We start from the raw sequence: 15,759 nt of genomic DNA on the forward strand, positions 1-15,759 counted from the left end.
GCCCTTACGGAGGTGACCCCGCGTGTACGTCTGCTCCTGCTTCGGCATCACCGAGCAGCAGGTCCGCGAGCACGCGGACCGGGGCGCCTGCACGCCCCGCCAGGTCGCCTCCGCGTGCAAGGCCGGCACCGACTGCGGCAGCTGCGTCCGGCGCATCCAGGCGCTGCTGGGTCGCGGTGCGTGCCCCCGTCGCGAGCTGATCGACAGCGGCGCCCCCGACGCGCTGCGGTCGGAGTCCGAGCCGTGGAGTCCGGCGCCCGAGGTGCCGGCCGCGTCTTCCGGGCCGCTGGCCGCGGAGGTGGCCGCACCGGCGCCCGCGGGCCTCCGGGCGGCCGCGTAGCCCCCTGGGGCGCCCCGTCGATGTGCATCGCGCCGGGCCGTCAGCTCGGCTGCTCGATCACCTGGGCGAGGTAGAGCGCCTCCCCGAGCTTCTCGACCAGCTCCAGCTGGGTGTCGAGGTAGTCGATGTGGTGCTCCTCGTCGGCCAGGATGTCCTCGAAGATGTTGGCCGAGGTGACGTCCCCCTTCGCGCGCATGACCTCGATGCCGCGCTTGAGCCGGTCGATCGCCTCCACCTCGATCTGCCGGTCGGCCTGGAACATCTCGGTGACGGTCTGGCCGACCCGGACGTGGAACAGCCGCTGGTAGTTCGGCAGCCCTTCGAGGAAGAGGATGCGGTCGGTCAGCGTCTCCGCGTGCTTCATCTCGTCGAAGGACTCGGCGCGGGTGTACTTGGCGAGCTTGTACCAGCCGAAGTTCTCCTGCATCTTCGCGTGCAGGAAGTACTGGTTGATCGCGGTCAGCTCCGCGGTCAGCTGCTCGTTGAGGAATTCGATGACCTCGGGGTCGCCCTGCATGGCTGCGGGCCCCTTTCACGCGAGTTCTGGGCAGGTGCCGCGCATCCTTGCACCGCCCTGAGCGGGCCGTCCAGTAAGTTCACACTTAGCACGAGTTGCCCGATTCCATCCCGCCCTGGTCATCGGCACCCCGTACGGTCTGACACCATGGGGGCATGGGCCAGCCGGAAAGTCGCGACGAGGAGCCTGTGCTGCCTCCGGGACAGCGGCTCCAGAGGGGCTGGCCGGTGACGCACTACGGACCGGTCCCGAAGTTCCGGCCCGAGCGCTGGGAGTTCCGGGTCTTCGGCGCCACCGCCGACGGTGCCAAGCACTGCTGGACCCACGAGGAGTTCACGGCTCTCCCGTACACCACCGTCGTCGCCGACATGCACTGCGTCACCAAGTTCAGCATGCTGGGCGCCGAATGGGGCGGGGTGCTGACCCGCACGATCCTTGAGCTGGCGCCCCCCGCGCCCGAGGCCACCCATGTGATGGTGTGGGCCGAGTACGGCTTCAGCTCCAACCTCCGGCTCACCGACTTCGGCGCGCAGGACTGCCTGTTCGCCACCCACCGCTCCGGCGAGCTGCTCACCGCCGAACACGGCTTCCCGGTCCGGCTGATCGTGCCGCACCTCTACGCCTGGAAGGGCCCCAAGTGGGTCCGCGGCATCGAGTACATGACGGCCGACCGCCGCGGCTTCTGGGAGGAGCGCGGCTACCACAACCTCGGCGACCCCTGGCGCGAGCAGCGCTACTCCTACCAGGAGGAGCCGGGCGAGGGCCCGGAGCTCTGAAGGCCCGGCCCGCCCGGCCCCGTGCCGGGTTCAGGGCAGCCGCAGTTCCTTCAGCCGCGCCACGTCCGCGGCGTGGCCCTCCTCGCCGCCCGGGGTCTCGATCACCAACGGCACACCGGCGGTCGCGGGATGCGCGAACAGCTCGGCGAACGGCTCCGCGCCGATGTGGCCGGCGCCGATGTTCGCGTGCCGGTCCTTGTGCGCGCCGACCACGTCCTTGGAGTCATTGGCGTGGATCAGCTTCAGCCGGCCCTCGCCGGTGACCTCGACCAACTCGTCCAGCAGCGCCTTCGTCCCGCCCGGCGCCGCCATGTCGTGCCCGGCCGCGAACGCGTGACAGGTGTCCAGGCAGACCCCGAGCCGCGGATGCCGGTCCAACGCGTCGAAGTACGGGCCCAGGTCCTCCGCCAGCGCGCACAGCGAGGAGCCCTGGCCGGCCGTGGGCTCCAGCAGCAGCCAGGGGTCGTCGTCCCGCGTCAGCTCGTCCAGCAGCGGCCGGACCTGCTCCCTGACCTGTGCCAGTGCCGTCTCCCGCGGGCGTCCGCCGGTCGCCGAGCCGGTGTGCACGACCACCCCGAGCGCGCCGATCTCCCGGCCGCGGCGCAGCGAGTGGCGCAGCGACGCCACGGACTTCTCGACCGTCGCCGGGGTGTGCGACCCGAAGCTGATCAGGTATGGCGCGTGCACATAGGCCGGGATGCCGTCCTGGGCGCAGCGCTCGCGGAACGCCGCATCCTGCTCGGGGTTTCCGGGCGGTGTCGCCCAGCCGCGCGGATTGGCGACGAAGACCTGGACGACCTCGCAGCCGAGCTGCCGGGCGTACGACAGGCCCACCTTGGCCAGGCCGCCGGCCACCGGCACATGGCCGCCGACCGGATTGCGTGCGCGGGCGCGCAGGGCGGCGCCCTCGGGGGACAGGGGAGTACTCACCCTCCCAGGGTGCCAGGTGCCGCGCGGCCGTCCGCGGGGCACCCGGGCCACCGGGTCTTCCTACAGCGCGCCCTTGAGCCGGATCGTGATCGTGCTGCCCTTGGGCGCCTGGTCGCCGGCCGCGACCGACTGGGACGCGACGCTGTCCTGCGGGAACAGGAACGGCCGGTCCACCGCGACCTTGAAGCCGAGGTCGGTCAGCGCCTTGGTGGCGTCCGCGGTGTTCATCCCGCCGACGTCCGGCACGGCGACCATCTCCGGGCCCTTGGAGAGCGTCAGGGTGACCGTCTCGCCCTTGCCCAGGGTGCCGCCGGCGCCGGGCGACTGCCGGGCCACGCTGTCCTTGTCCTGCGGCGCGAAGACCGGCTGATCGGCGAACTGCACCCGGAAGCCGGCCTGCTGCAGCGCCGCCGCGGCGTCCTGGCGGCCCTTGCCGACCACGTTCGGCACGTCCACCGGCGCGCCCCGGCTGACGGTGAGCGCCACCGCGGTGTCCGGCCGCCGGGTGCTGCCCGGTGCCGGGTCCGTACGGATCACCGACCCCTTGGCGACCTCGTCGCTGAACGCCCGGGTCTCGGTGCCCGGCACCAGGCCCAGGTCGCGCAGCTTGCGCCGGGCGTCCGCGAGCGGGGTGCCGGCCAGGTCGGGGATGGTGACCTTCTCCGGGCCACGGGAGACGACCAGGGTGACCGTGCCGTTGCCGCGGATCCGCTGCCCGGTCTCCGGCTTCGTCGCCATCACGTGGTCGCGCTGGACGTTGGGGCTGAAGCCGCGCTCGACCTTCACCCGCAGTCCCTCGTCGTGCAGCGCCTTCTGGGCCTTGGCCTGCGTCATGTCCAGCACCGCCGGGACGTGGGTGAACTGGCCGACGTTGATGTACCAGACGCCGGTGCCGATGCCCAGGACCAGCAGCACGGCCGCCACGAGGGTGAGGATCCGCCGCTGCCGGAGCCGCCCCCCGGCCGGGGGCGCGGTGTGCGCCGGTGGCGCCGGGCGCAGCCGGGTGGTCCGGCCGTCCTCGGGTGCGGCGTCCGCCGGCGGCATCTCCAGCCGGCTGGTGCGGTTCAGCTCCGCCTCGCCCTCGACGGGCAGCGCGAGCTGGGTGCCGGCCGGGCGCGGGATCACGTCCGTCCGCTCGTCGTCCGCGGACGCCTCCCTGGCCTGCGGCGGGACGACGTCCAGCTGTGCGTCGGTCAGCCGCGCGCGGGCCGCGCGGGCCCGGGCGAGCAGCGCCACCGCGTCCTGCGGGCGCTGCTGCGGGGCGCGGGCGGTGGCCGCCGCGACCAGCTCGTCCAGCTCCGGCGCCAGGCCCGGCACCAGCTCGGAGGGCGGGGTGATGTCGTCGTGCAGATGGCTGTAGAGGATCTGCGCCGCGGAGCCGCCGGTGTGCGGCTTGCCGCCGGTGAGCATCTCGTAGAGCACCACACCGCAGGCGTAGACGTCGACCCGGGCGTCCGCGGTGCCGTGCTCCATCTGCTCGGGGGCGAGGTAGGAGACCGTGCCCAGGACCGAGCCGGTGGAGGCGGTGGTGTGCGTGTCCACCGCGCGCACCAGGCCGAAGTCGGCGACCTTGACCCGGCCGTCGTCGCCGATCAGGACGTTCTCCGGCTTCATGTCGCGGTGCACCAGGCCGGCGCGGTGCGCGGCCCCCAGCGCGGCCAGGATCGGCTCCAGGATGTCCAGGGCGGCCCGCGGCTGCAGGGCGCCCCGCTCGCGCAGCACGTCGCGCAGCGTGCAGCCGGCGACGTACTCCATGGCCAGATAGACGTAGGTGCCGTCGGTGCCCTGGTCGAAGACGCCGACCACGTTCGGGTGCGAGAGCCGGGCGACGGACTTGGCCTCCCGGATGAAGCGGTCGACGAACGCCCCGTCCACGGCCAGGCTCGGGTGCATCACCTTCAGCGCGAGCACGCGGTCCAGCCGGGTGTCCATGGCCTGGTAGACGGTGGCCATGCCCCCGGCGGCGATGCGCCCCTCGACGCGATAGCGACCGTCGAGCAGCTGGCCCACGAGCGGGTCCTGCAGCGTCGTATCCACGGCAGACGAGTCTACGAGCCCGCGCCGACACGCCGGGCGCCCCGGCCACTCTCCTGGGCTACCGCAGCGGAACCGTGACAAGGGGCGGCCGCCGGGACGGCGCCCCGGGCACGGAATAATCCGGTCCCGGCCGTGGTCGCTCCCCAAGGGGGCGTCACGCGGCACACCGCACCAGAAGGGGGACCTCATGACGACGCTGCTGATGATCGGTGAGCTGGCCCGGCGGACCGGTACCACCGAGCGGCTGCTGCGCTACTACGAGGAGCAGGGGCTGCTCAGCCCCGAACGGACCGCGGCCGGCTACCGCGTCTACGAGGAGGCCGACATCGCCCAGGTCCGCCGCATCCGCACGCTGCTGACCTCCGGGCTGAACACCGCGACCATCGCGCAGGTGCTGCCCTGTCTGCGCGACGACGACGGCCGCCTGGTGCCGACCTGTCCGCAGCTGGTCGGCGAGCTCCACCGGGAGCGCGCACGGCTCACCGACTCCATCGAGGCCCTGCTGGCCTCCCGGAGCCTGTTGGACGAGGTGATCACCGCCGCCCCGCCGGAGTTCGCCGACCTGGTCGGGGCGGCGGCGGACCGCCCCGGGCCCGCCGGCCGCCCCGCGGCCTAGAACGCCGGCCGCCCCGCGGCCTAGAACGCCGGCCGCTCCGGGTCCAGTTCCGGGACGCCCTCGGTGGGCGAGGACGCCAGCGCGAAGTGGCGGCGCGGGATCCGGCCCGCACGATGGGCCAGCCGGCCCGCCGCCACCGCGTGCCGCATCGCGGCGGCCATCAGCTCCGGCTCCTGCGCGCGGGTCACCGCCGACGCCAGCATCACCGCCGCGCAGCCCAGCTCCATCGCGAGCGCGGCGTCCGAGGCGGTGCCGGCGCCCGCGTCGAGGACGACCGGCACGCCCGCGCGCTCGGTGATCAGCTGGAAGTTGTGCGGATTGCGGATCCCCAAGCCGGAGCCGATCGGCGAGCCGAGCGGCATGATCGCCGCGCAGCCCACGTCCTCCAACTTCCGGGCCAGCACGGGGTCGTCGTTGGTGTACGGGAGCACCGTGAAACCGTCGTCCACCAGGATCTCGGCGGCGTCCAGCAGCTCCACCGGGTCGGGCAGCAGGGTCCGCTCGTCGGCGACGACCTCCAGCTTGACCCAGTCCGTGCCGAGCGCCTCCCGGGCGAGCCGGGCGGTGAGCACCGCCTCGCCCGCGGTGAAGCAGCCCGCGGTGTTCGGCAGCACCCGGATGCCGTTCCGCTCCAGGACGGACAGCACCGAGCCCTGCACGGTCGGGTCCAGCCTCCGCATGGCGACCGTCGTCAGCTCCGTGCCGGAGGCCAGCAGCGCGCGCTCCAGGACGTCGAGGCTGGGCGCGCCGCCGGTGCCCATGATGAGCCGGGACCGGAAGGAGGTCCCGGCGATGGTGAGCGGGTCGGTGGCCGGGTCCGGGCCGGGCGCCGCGGGGGCGGCACCCCGTTTGACTGCGATGTCGGTCATGTCGGCGGATCAGCCTCCCTGGACGGCGGTCAGCACCTCGACGCGGTCGCCGTCGCCGAGCGCGGTGGTGGGCCACTGGCTGCGCGGCACCACGGTCTCGTTGACCGCGGCGGCCACCCCGGCCGGTGCCTGGGACAGCGTGGCGACCAGCCGGTCGAGGGTCAGCCCGCCCGGGATCCGGCGGGCCTCCCCGTTGACGGAGACCGACAGCGTGCGGCCCTCGGGGACATCGGGGCCGTCGGGGGTACCGGGGGCGTTCATACGGGCTGCTCCTCTGGGGCGCGGGTGCGCTCGGTCCCCCGGGCGGTGGGGGAGAAGCGCGTGGGGGAGAAGGGGCGGGCCTCTTCCGGGACGGTCCCGGTGGCCAGCACCTCGGCCATCACGTCACCGGTGACCGGCGTCAGCAGGACGCCGTTGCGGAAGTGGCCGGTGGCCAGGTGAAGGCCGGGCAGCTCGGTCGGCCCGAGCAGCGGCGCGTTGTCCGGGGAGCCTGGGCGCAGCCCGGCGCGGCTCTCGGTCAGCGGCAGCTCGGTGAGGCCCGGGACCAGCTCGTGGGCGTCCCGCAGCAGCTCGTAGACGCCGCCCGCGGTGACCGTGGTGTCCCAGCCCAGCTCCTCGCTGGTGGCACCGAGGACCAGTTCACCGCTCTCCCGGGGCACCAGGTAGAGGGGGTTGCCACGGACCACGGCCCGTACGGTGCGGGAGAGGAACGGCCGGCTGCCCGGCGGCGGGTCCGGCAGCCGCAGCCGCAGCACCTGCCCCTTGACGGGGCGCACCGGTGGCAGCACGGCCTCCGGCACCCCGGCCAGCCGGCCGCTGCGGCTGCCCCCGGCCAGCACGACCTGACCGGCCGCCAGCCGTGTCCCGTCGGCGAGTTCGGCGCCCGAGGCGCGCCCGCCGGCGGTCGTCAGGCGCTCCGCCCAGGTGCGGTGGAAGACAACCCCGGCCCGCTCGCAGGCCGCCAGCAGGGCGCCCGCCAACCGGCGCGGATCGACCTGGTGATCACCGTCCACCTGGAGGCCGCCGCGTACCCCGGGGGCGAGCATCGGCTCCAGCCGGCGGCACTCGCGTCCGGTCAGCCACTGGGAGTCCAGCCCGGACCGGACCTGGAGGGCGTGCAGTTCCCGCAGATGGGCGCGGTCGTCGGCGTCCAGCGCGACGGCCAGCGTGCCGCACGGCCGGTAGCCGATCCGCTGCCCGCTCGCCTCCTCCAGCTCCTGCGCGAAGCGCGGATAGCGGCGTGCCGAGGCCAGGTTGAGCCCCAGCAGCGTCTCCTCGCCGTAGTGCAGCTCGGTGACCGCGGCCAGCATGCCGCCCGCGACGTACGCCGCGCCGCCGCCGGGCGCGGGGTCCGCCACCGCGACCCGCAGCCCGCGGCCGGCAGCCCGCCAGGCGGTGACCAGCCCGATGATGCCGCCCCCGACGACCAGCACGTCGGGGTGCGGTGGTGTGGCGGATGGATGCAATGGATGCATGGGCGTCCAGCCCCTCCCTTCGCCGGCATGACCCGGATCAGGTTCGTACGGTCGGAGGCCGGCCAGCCTCCCTCTCAGCCCGGTCCGTCCGGGCTCCCGCGAGTGCGTGCAGCCGCCACCCTAATACGGGCCGCGACGCGCCGTAAGGGAGCGCCCCGGCGGCGCGGCCCCGTACGCCCGCCGGCGGTCCCGGGCGGTGCCCTGGCGCCACGGCTCATGACGCTGTGTCAGAGATCTCCTTGCGCGGTGCTGCGGGCCGCGTCGTCCGCCGTCCTAGAGTGAGCGGGTGAGCGAGCAGAGCAAGTCTCCCCAGGCCCCTGACCGCACGCCGCGCGTGGTGATCGCCGGCGCGGGGATGGCGGGTGTGCAGACCGCCGTGGCCCTGCGCGAGCAAGGCTGGCGCGGCGCGATCACGCTCCTCGGCGACGAGCCCCACCAGCCCTACGACCGCCCCCCGCTGTCCAAGGCGGTGCTGCTCGGCAAGGCCGAGGGCTCGGCGTTCGACATCGACTTCGCCGGCCTCGGCATCGACCTCCGCCTCGGCTGCCCGGTCACCGCGCTGCGCCCGGCCGAGCACGTCGTCGAGACCGCCGAGGGCCCGATCCGCTACGACTACGCGGTCATCGCCACCGGTGCCGAACCGATCCGGCTGCCGGGCGGCGACGAGCTCCCCGACGTGCACCTCCTGCGCACCCTGGACGACGCCGAGCGGCTGCGTCCGGTGCTCGCCGCTCAGCACCGGATCGTGGTGGTGGGCGCCGGTTGGATCGGCGCGGAGTTCGCCACCGCGGCCCGTGAGGCGGGCTGCGAGGTCACCGTCGTCGAGGCCGCCGACCATCCGCTGGCCGGCGCCCTGCCCGCCGAGGTCGCCGCGTACATGACCGCCTGGTACACGGACGCCGGCGCTGACCTGCGCACCGGCGCCCGGGTCGCCTCCCTCGCGCCCGGCGCGGTGGCGCTGGCCGACGGCACCACCCTGCCCGCCGACGCCGTGGTCGTCGGGGTCGGTGCCCGGCCCGCCACCGGCTGGCTGGCCGGCTCCGGCGTCGCCCTCTCGCCCGAGGACGGCTCGGTCCTGGCCGACGAGCGGCTGCGCACCTCCGTCCCCGACGTCTACGCGGTCGGCGACTGCGCCTCCTTCCCGTCGGCCCGTTACGACACCCGGCTGCTGGTCCACCACTGGGACAACGCCCTCCAGGGGCCCCGCACGGTGGCCGAGAACATCGCCGGCGGCGAGGCGGCGGGCGTGGTCTACGACCCGGTGCCGTACTTCTGGTCCGAGCAGTTCGGGCGGTTCGTGCAGTACGCCGGCCACCACGTGGACGCCGACGAACTCGTCTGGCGCGGCGACCCGGCCGGCGCCGCCTGGTCGGTGATCTGGCTGCGGAGCGAGGGCCCGGACCGGGCGGAGCCGGCCGAGGGTGGTGCCGGGCGACCGGCGGGCCGGCTGGTCGCGCTGCTGGCCGTGGGGCGGCCGCGGGACCTGGCCCAGGGGCGGCGGCTGATCGAGAAGGGCGCACTGCTCGACCGGGAGCGGGCGGCGGACGCGGCCGTTCCGCTCAAGTCGGCGGTGCGGTAGGGGCGGTCGGCGGGCCGTACGGCTCACCCGGCGGTGTGCACGCGGCCCCTGACGGCGATGCCCGGCTACCGGCTGTCAGTGGGAGGTGGCAGGCTTGTCCTGTGACCGAGATTGACGTAAACATCGATGGGCTCGTCCCCGCCTGGCTGACCCTCCCCGACATCGCCGAGGAACTCGGCGTCGAGGTGACGCGCGTGCGGCAGCTGGTGAAGGAGGGCCAGCTGATCGCGGTGCGTCGCGGCGAGAACCGCGTGCTCCAGGTGCCCGCCGAATTCATCAAGGACGGCAAGGTCGTCAAGGGCCTCGCCGGCACGCTGACGCTCCTGCGCGACGACGGTTTCGCCGACGAGGAGATGCTGGAGTGGCTCTTCACCGCCGATGACACCCTGCCCGGCACCCCGGCGCAGGCGCTGCGCGAGAATCGCGGCACGGAGGTCAAGCGCCGGGCCCAGGCCCTGGCCGTCTGACGGACCCGCGTCCGCCCAGTAACCGCACCACGCATCCGTAACCGCATCCACGCGTCGTACGGACCGGTCCCGGCCGGTCCGTACGACGCCGACGAGGGGGGAAGCCGCCCGATGACCACCGCTCGACAGGCCCTGTCCGACGCCCGGCTCTACCTGTGCACCGACGCGCGCACCCGCCAGGGCGATCTCCCGCAGTTCCTGGACGCGGTGCTGGCCTCGGGCGTGGACATCGTCCAGCTCCGCGACAAGGGCATGGAGGCCGGCCAGGAGCTGCGCCACCTGGAGGTCTTCGCCGATGCCTGCCGGCGGCACGGCAAGCTGCTCGCGGTCAACGACCGCGCGGACGTCGCCCATGCCGCGGGCGCCGAGGTGCTCCATCTCGGCCAGGGGGACCTGCCGGTCCCGGCCGCCCGCGCCCTGCTCGGTCCGGAGCCGCTGATCGGCCGCTCCACCCACGCCGAGGCCGAGGTGGACGCCGCGCTCACCGAGCCCGGGGTGGACTACTTCTGCACCGGCCCCTGCTGGCCCACGCCGACCAAGCCCGGCCGGCACGCCCCGGGGCTGGACCTGGTCCGGTACGCCGCCGCGCGGAACCCCGAGCGCCCCTGGTTCGCCATCGGCGGCATCGACGCCGGCAACCTCGACGAGGTGCTGGCGGCCGGCGCCCGCCGGGTGGTGGTGGTCCGCGCGATCACCGAGGCCGAGGACCCGGGCGCGGCGGCCACCGAGCTGGCCAAGCGGATCCGGTCCTGGCCCGTCTGACCAGGGGGTCCGGCGCCCACCGGGAGACCCCGGAATGGACGGGAGATGTCCACGTAGTGGACAGGAACCGCGCCAACCAGCCATTACGCCGATGCCGGTTGGTGTCCGTCCGGGCTGTGGTTAACCTGCCGGTATGGCCCTAGGTACAGCTTCCACCAGGACTGATCGCGCACGTACCGTGCGCGACCTGCTTGCTTCCGGCAAGCGGTCCTATTCGTTCGAGTTCGCCGCGCCCAAGACGGAGAAGGGCGAGCGGACGCTGTGGAACGCCATCCGCCGCATCGAGGCCGTCGCCCCGACCTTCGTGTCGGTGACCTACGGCGCCGGCGGCACCTCCCGCGACGGCACGGTCCGTGCCACCGAGCGCATCGCCACCGACACCACCCTCACCCCCGTTGCCCACCTGACCGCGGTCAACCACTCCACCGCCGAGCTGCGCAACATCATCGGCCAGTACGCCGACGCCGGGATCCGCAACATGCTCGCGCTGCGCGGCGACCCGCCGGGCGACCCCATGGGCGAGTGGGTCAAGCACCCCGAGGGCATCAGCTACGCCGCCGACCTGGTCCGGCTGATCAAGGAGTCCGGCGACTTCTGCGTCGGCGTGGCGGCCTTCCCCGAGATGCACCCGCGCTCGACGGAATGGGACGCCGACATCCGGCATTTCGTCGACAAATGCCGCGCCGGCGCCGACTTCGCGATCACGCAGATGTTCTTCTATCCGGAGGACTACTTCCGGCTGCGCGACCGGGTCCGCGCCGCGGGTTGCTCGACGCCGATCATTCCGGAGATCATGCCGGTGACCAACGTGCGTCAGATCGAGCGGTTTGCGCAGCTCAGCAACGCCGCGTTCCCGCCCGAGCTCGCCGAGCGCATCCTCGCGGTCAAGGACGACCCGGCGGCGGTACGCTCCATTGGCATCGAGTACGCGACGGACCTGTGTGCGCGCTTGATGGCCGAGGACGTGCCCGGGTTGCACTTCATCACCCTGAACCACTCCACGGCGACCCTGGAAATCTACGAGAACCTGGGGCTGCACCAGCGGCCCTGATCACGGCGGCCGGAATCCGGCGGAAGAGGGGCGCATATGGGCTGGACGATCCTCTACATCGCGTTCGGCCTGGTCGCCCTGTGGCTGCTCGGCGAGGTGCTGTTCCAGAACAAGGCGCCGCTGCGCTGGCGGCTGCTGGCGCTGTGCGGCTTCCTCGGCGTGGTCACCGGCGTGCTCCTCCCCTCGGTCATAGTGATCGCGCTGGGCGGCATCGCCTTCGCGGTGGGGCAGACCTATGTGACGCTCTCCGTCCGCCGCGGCTACGAGGACGGCTGGACGATCGGCGGGCGGCCCAAGCCGAACCGCCGGCGTCGCGCGCGCTCCTCCCGCGGTCCCGCGGCCGGGCCGAAGCTCCAGGTCTCCGGGCTGACGGAGGAGACGCCCGAGGCCGTCGTGGGAAGCGGCACGGAGCCCACGGCCGGCGCCCACGACGGCGCCCACGACGGCGTCGGCGTCGGGGTGCCGGACCCGTATCAGCCGCTGCCGGACCAGGTCGGCCCCGGCGAACCGCCCGCCGCCGCACCGGACTTCGCCTCCGCCTCCGCCTTCGCGGACGCCCCCACCGTCTACGCCCCCCAGCCGCTGCCGGACGAGACCGGGGCCTACGGCGTCTACAGCCGCGACTCCCGCCCCGACCCGTTGGCCGCCGCCTCGTACGACGTCTTCGGAAACGTCACTGCGGAGGGCGACGGCAACGCCCATGGCTACGGCGGCGGTTACGGCGCGACCCCCGGCCAGGGCGAGTACACCGACCCCTACCCGGCCTACGACGACGGCTCCTACCACGGCGGGCAGGCGCCCTACTCGGACCCGTACATCGGCACCCAGCAGTACGCCGCGCACTACGACCCCTACGAGGAGCCCGACGCGTTCGGCGGGGCGCCGTACCAGCCGGGGCAGTACGACGGCCTCGGCGGCCAGCCGGCGCAGCAGTACGGCCAGGAGTACTACCACCCGCAGGCCCCGCAGGACGGCGCCTGGGTGCCGCAGCAGCGGGACACCGGGCACGGGGCGGAGCACCCGTCCTACCCGCCCCCGCAGCCGGGGTACGACGAGCAGCGCTACCACTACTGAGCGGCGGGCGGCGGCCGCATGGCGGCCCGGCCTCGTCGCCGGCCCCGGCATCCCGGGGCCGGGCACGGGCTCACTCCGAGCCGTGCCAGTCGTCGCCGTTGACGATCAGGCCCGCGACGATCGCCCCGGACATCCCGGCGTGCGCCAGTCCGCCACCGGGGTGGGACCAGCCGCCGACGGCGTAGAGGCCCGGTATCCGGGTGCGGTTGCCGGGCCGCAGGAAGCGCCCTTCCCGGCCCGCCAGCGCCGGGCCGGGCACCGGCCCGCCGTCGGCCGGCGAGCGGACCTCCCGCCACAGCACCCGCTCCCGCAGGCCCGGTACGGCCGCCTCGGCGCTCGCCACCAGCTCGTCCGCCGCGCGCTCCAGGACCGCGGGATCCCGCCAGTCGACCGGGCCGTGCGGGGCGACGGTGGCGGTGAGCGTCACCGCCTCGTGCGCGTCGTCGGGGCGCGTCGCCGGGTCGTCGGGGCGCAGCACCGTCACCGTCGGCCGGGCGCAGGGGTCCCGGGGGGCGGGCCCGTCGCCGAAGACGCCGGCCAGCTCCGCGGCGCGGTCCGCGGCATGGACCACCGTGCGGTGCACCGCGTCCGCGGGGCGGGCGCCGCGCAGCGCCAGACAGACCGTCAGCCGCGCGCCGACCTCCCGGTCGCCCGGCTCCGGAGCCGGGCGGACGTCGCCGTCGCCCCAGGGCGCGCGGCCCGCGCACAGGCCCGGCAGCCGGACCGGGTCGACGCCCGCGACCACGAACTCCGCCTCGGCGACCCGGCCGTCGGCCAGCTCCACGCCCGCGGCCCGGCCGTCCTTCTCCACGATCCGGGTCACCTCGGCGTCGAAGGCGAACTCCACCTTGCGGGCCCGGCAGCGCGCGTACAGCGCGTCGGCCAGTGCGCGCATCCCGCCGGCGACGTACCAACTGCCGAAGGTCTGCTCCATGTACGGCAGCACGGTCGCGCTCGCCGGGGCGGTGCGCGGGTCGAAGCCGTACGCCAGGGCGTGGCTCTCCAGGAGGGCGATCAGCCGGGGATCGGCGAGCTCCCGCCGGGCGACCTCGGCGAGGGTCGCGGTGGTCGGGCCCTTGCCCCCGCCCAGCCCGAACAGGCCGCGCCGGCGCACCGCCGGATACGGGTCGCGCCCCAGCACGTGCCAGTCCGCCCACAGCGGCTCCTCCAGGAGCGGCCGGCGGGTGGCGTCCCACGCCTCGCGGGCGCGGACCATCAGATCGCTCCAGCGCTCGCCGCTGCCGGTGCCCAGGGCCTCGTCCAGCGCGGCCAGGACGCCGGCCCGCGAGGCGTTCGGCAGCGTCGCGGCGGTGCCGTCGGCGAAGACGTGCCGGCTCGCGGGGTCGACCTGGGTCAGCTCGACGCAGCTCTCCAGCGGCTCGCGGCCGGTCTTGATGAACAGATCGCGGTGCACCGCCGGCAGATGCAGCAGGCCGGGCCCCGTGTCGAAGGCGAAGCCGTCCCGCTCGAAGCGGCCCACCGCGCCGCCGTACGTCGCACCGCGCTCGAACACCGCCACCCGGTGGCCCGCGACGGCCAGCCGGGCGGCGGCCGCCATGGCGCCCGTCCCGGCGCCGATCACCGCAATCCCTGCCATGCCTGCGACTGTATCCGGCGGCACCGACAGCAGCGCCGACGGCCGGTGCCCCGGCCGGCGGCGGGCTCAGCCGACCGGCGGTGCGGCGCCGTCCGCAGGGGCCGGCCGCCTCGCCGCGCGCCGCTCCCGCCGGCGCCGCAGGTACCGGCGGATCCGCGACCACAGGAAGATCACCACCGTGATGCCCGCGACCAGCAGCACCGCCGCGATGCCCGCCGCGATCCACGGGTGGAACAGCGCGAACGCGACGATCCCCGCGACGCCCAGGTCCTCGGTCAGGCTCAGCACGATGTTGCTCGCCGGCTCTGGCGAGGTGTTGACCGCGATCCGGGTGCCCGCCTTGACCAGATGGCTCACCAGCGCCGTGGAGCCGCCCACCGCACCGGCCGCCAGCTGGGGCAGCGACCCGTCGTGCCCGGCCAGCAGGGCCGCCACCACACCGCCGGCGATCGGCCGGATCACGGTGTGCACGGCGTCCCAGACGGAGTCCACGTAGGGGACCTTGTCGGCGACCGCCTCGGCGACGAAGAGCACCGCCGCGACGATCAGGACGTCGGGCCGCTCCAGGGCGGCGGGGACCTCGTCGGAGACGCCGGTCGCGCCGAGCAGGCCGAGCAGCAGGACGACGGCGTAGGCGTTGATCCCGCTCGCCCAGCCGCTGGTGAAGACCAAGGGAAGTACGGACACGCGGCAGATCGTAGGCGGTCGGCGGGGCCCGCCGCCCGGCTCATGAGGCGCGGTGCTCAGCTTTGAGTATCCGTACTCAGACGCCGAGATGAGTAGGTACGCGGATGGGCCGACACCGGCCTGGACGGAAGAGTGGGGGCCACGGACGGGAAGCGGCGCCGCACCGCCGACACGGGGCGGCGGAGCGGCGTGGCTCCCGGACGTGACGGAGGAACCCACGGGGGAAGACGGGGGACTCCACGGGGGAGTACGGGGGAAGGACGGGGGCGGCGCTGCCCTGGTCGGATCGGTCGGGGGAACGATCTGTGCCAGGGCAGCGCCCATGTGCGCGGGGACCGGGCGCCCGCTCAGGCGGGGCGCCCGGTGACCCGCCCCTGGAGGAGCCGCGACAGTGCCGCGTGCACGTCGTCGATCGACCGGTCCGGCTGGTACGACTGCCAGTCCAGGGCGGCCACCAGGACCATCCCGAACAGTGCCGAGGCGGTCAGCGGGATGTCGATCTCCTCGCTCAGCTCGCCGCCGGCCACCGCCTCCCGCAGCACGTTCTCCACCACCGTGATGGCCCGCTCCCGCACCACCATGAGCGTGGACTGCCAGGCCCGGTTGGTGCGCCACAGCTCGGCGACGTAGAGCTGGGTGAGCGCCGGGTAGCGGGCGATGAAGTCCAGGCCCGCCCGGATCATCGCGTCCAGGGCGTCGACCCGGGTGCCGCCCCGGTCGGTGACCTCGTCGGCGGCTGTCTGGAGGGAGGACGCCAACAGCTCGATGCCGTGCCGCAGCAGCTCCTCGAAGAGGACGTTCTTGCTCGCGAAGTTGTAGTACACCGTGCCCTTCGCGACCCCCGCCCGTTCGGCGATCTCGTCCACCGTGGTGGAGGAGAAGCCCTGTTCGGCGATGAGCGTGACCGCGGCCTCGAAGAGCTTGCGCCGGGTGGCGTCGCGGCGTGTGTTGGAGCTGTCCATAGGGGCGATTGTGCCGGTCT

Annotated in this window: 17 protein-coding genes and 1 riboswitch; of the genes, 8 read left to right on the plus strand and 9 right to left on the minus strand. The window is 74.3% G+C overall.

Annotation, left to right across the window (positions count from 1 at the left end):
- Window positions 1-22: 22 nt before the first annotated feature.
- Window positions 23-340, plus strand: coding sequence for a (2Fe-2S)-binding protein (locus tag SNOUR_RS28540; protein ID WP_067352536.1), 318 nt, complete (start codon window positions 23-25; stop codon window positions 338-340).
- A gap of 40 nt (window positions 341-380) precedes the next feature.
- Here the strand turns inward: SNOUR_RS28540 and bfr are convergent, their stop codons facing one another.
- Window positions 381-857 (minus strand): bacterioferritin, encoded by a 477-nt coding sequence (gene bfr / locus SNOUR_RS28545; RefSeq protein WP_067352539.1) that lies wholly within the window; start codon window positions 855-857, stop codon window positions 381-383.
- 155 nt (window positions 858-1,012) lie between these two features.
- On the opposite strand from bfr, the gene SNOUR_RS28550 reads away from it, so the two are divergent.
- Entirely contained in the window at window positions 1,013-1,633 is a 621-nt protein-coding gene (locus tag SNOUR_RS28550) for a sulfite oxidase-like oxidoreductase (RefSeq protein WP_067352541.1), read from the plus strand.
- A gap of 30 nt (window positions 1,634-1,663) precedes the next feature.
- Here the strand turns inward: SNOUR_RS28550 and SNOUR_RS28555 are convergent, their stop codons facing one another.
- On the minus strand, window positions 1,664-2,563 hold the full coding sequence (locus SNOUR_RS28555; protein ID WP_079142943.1) for a deoxyribonuclease IV: 900 nt from the start codon (window positions 2,561-2,563) through the stop codon (window positions 1,664-1,666).
- Window positions 2,564-2,623: 60 nt separating this feature from the next.
- Window positions 2,624-4,600 (minus strand): Stk1 family PASTA domain-containing Ser/Thr kinase, encoded by a 1,977-nt coding sequence (gene pknB / locus SNOUR_RS28560; RefSeq protein WP_067352544.1) that lies wholly within the window; start codon window positions 4,598-4,600, stop codon window positions 2,624-2,626.
- A gap of 187 nt (window positions 4,601-4,787) precedes the next feature.
- Between pknB and SNOUR_RS28565 the strand changes: the two genes are divergently transcribed.
- Window positions 4,788-5,216 carry a MerR family transcriptional regulator gene (locus SNOUR_RS28565; RefSeq protein WP_174717905.1) on the plus strand — a complete coding sequence of 143 codons (429 nt, stop codon included), beginning with the start codon at window positions 4,788-4,790 and terminating at the stop codon, window positions 5,214-5,216.
- 20 nt (window positions 5,217-5,236) lie between these two features.
- On the opposite strand, the gene SNOUR_RS28570 is transcribed toward SNOUR_RS28565, so the two are convergent.
- The 3 genes from SNOUR_RS28570 to thiO all read right to left on the minus strand — a co-directional run bounded on the left by SNOUR_RS28570 (window position 5,237) and on the right by thiO (window position 7,560).
- Window positions 5,237-6,085: a thiazole synthase gene (locus SNOUR_RS28570; RefSeq protein ID WP_067352546.1), complete on the minus strand. Its 849-nt coding sequence runs from the start codon at window positions 6,083-6,085 to the stop codon at window positions 5,237-5,239.
- A 9-nt stretch (window positions 6,086-6,094) separates the two neighbouring features.
- Window positions 6,095-6,346, minus strand: coding sequence for a sulfur carrier protein ThiS (thiS, locus tag SNOUR_RS28575; protein ID WP_174717906.1), 252 nt, complete (start codon window positions 6,344-6,346; stop codon window positions 6,095-6,097).
- Complete coding sequence (gene thiO, locus SNOUR_RS28580; RefSeq protein ID WP_174717907.1) at window positions 6,343-7,560, minus strand: glycine oxidase ThiO; 1,218 nt, start codon at window positions 7,558-7,560, stop codon at window positions 6,343-6,345. Before thiO ends, thiS begins: the two co-directional genes overlap by 4 nt.
- Window positions 7,558-7,670: riboswitch (TPP riboswitch) on the minus strand. (Overlaps the previous gene by 3 nt.)
- A gap of 176 nt (window positions 7,671-7,846) precedes the next feature.
- Here thiO and SNOUR_RS28585 point away from each other — a divergent pair.
- From SNOUR_RS28585 to SNOUR_RS28605, 5 genes are all read left to right on the plus strand, one after another.
- Window positions 7,847-9,139: an NAD(P)/FAD-dependent oxidoreductase gene (locus SNOUR_RS28585; RefSeq protein WP_067352552.1), complete on the plus strand. Its 1,293-nt coding sequence runs from the start codon at window positions 7,847-7,849 to the stop codon at window positions 9,137-9,139.
- Between the two features lie 101 nt (window positions 9,140-9,240).
- The gene (locus SNOUR_RS28590; protein ID WP_067352555.1) at window positions 9,241-9,606 is read left to right on the plus strand and encodes an Rv2175c family DNA-binding protein; all 366 of its coding nucleotides are present in this window, start codon (window positions 9,241-9,243) and stop codon (window positions 9,604-9,606) included.
- A 111-nt stretch (window positions 9,607-9,717) separates the two neighbouring features.
- Window positions 9,718-10,368 (plus strand): thiamine phosphate synthase, encoded by a 651-nt coding sequence (thiE, locus tag SNOUR_RS28595; protein ID WP_067352557.1) that lies wholly within the window; start codon window positions 9,718-9,720, stop codon window positions 10,366-10,368.
- Window positions 10,369-10,501: 133 nt separating this feature from the next.
- Complete coding sequence (metF, locus tag SNOUR_RS28600) at window positions 10,502-11,419, plus strand: methylenetetrahydrofolate reductase [NAD(P)H] (protein WP_052286947.1); 918 nt, start codon at window positions 10,502-10,504, stop codon at window positions 11,417-11,419.
- 36 nt (window positions 11,420-11,455) lie between these two features.
- Window positions 11,456-12,493 carry a hypothetical protein gene (locus SNOUR_RS28605; protein ID WP_067352560.1) on the plus strand — a complete coding sequence of 346 codons (1,038 nt, stop codon included), beginning with the start codon at window positions 11,456-11,458 and terminating at the stop codon, window positions 12,491-12,493.
- A 70-nt stretch (window positions 12,494-12,563) separates the two neighbouring features.
- On the opposite strand, the gene SNOUR_RS28610 is transcribed toward SNOUR_RS28605, so the two are convergent.
- From SNOUR_RS28610 to SNOUR_RS28620, 3 genes are all read right to left on the minus strand, one after another.
- A complete protein-coding gene (locus SNOUR_RS28610; protein ID WP_079142944.1) occupies window positions 12,564-14,090 on the minus strand; it encodes a phytoene desaturase family protein in 1,527 nt (508 codons plus the stop codon).
- Window positions 14,091-14,156: 66 nt separating this feature from the next.
- The gene (locus SNOUR_RS28615; RefSeq protein ID WP_067352564.1) at window positions 14,157-14,777 is read right to left on the minus strand and encodes a DUF4126 domain-containing protein; all 621 of its coding nucleotides are present in this window, start codon (window positions 14,775-14,777) and stop codon (window positions 14,157-14,159) included.
- Window positions 14,778-15,124: 347 nt separating this feature from the next.
- On the minus strand, window positions 15,125-15,739 hold the full coding sequence (locus SNOUR_RS28620) for a TetR/AcrR family transcriptional regulator (protein WP_039637345.1): 615 nt from the start codon (window positions 15,737-15,739) through the stop codon (window positions 15,125-15,127).
- Window positions 15,740-15,759 lie beyond the last annotated feature (20 nt).

The sequence above is a fragment of the Streptomyces noursei ATCC 11455 genome (assembly GCF_001704275.1).
Classification (GTDB): Bacteria; Actinomycetota; Actinomycetes; order Streptomycetales; family Streptomycetaceae; genus Streptomyces; species Streptomyces noursei.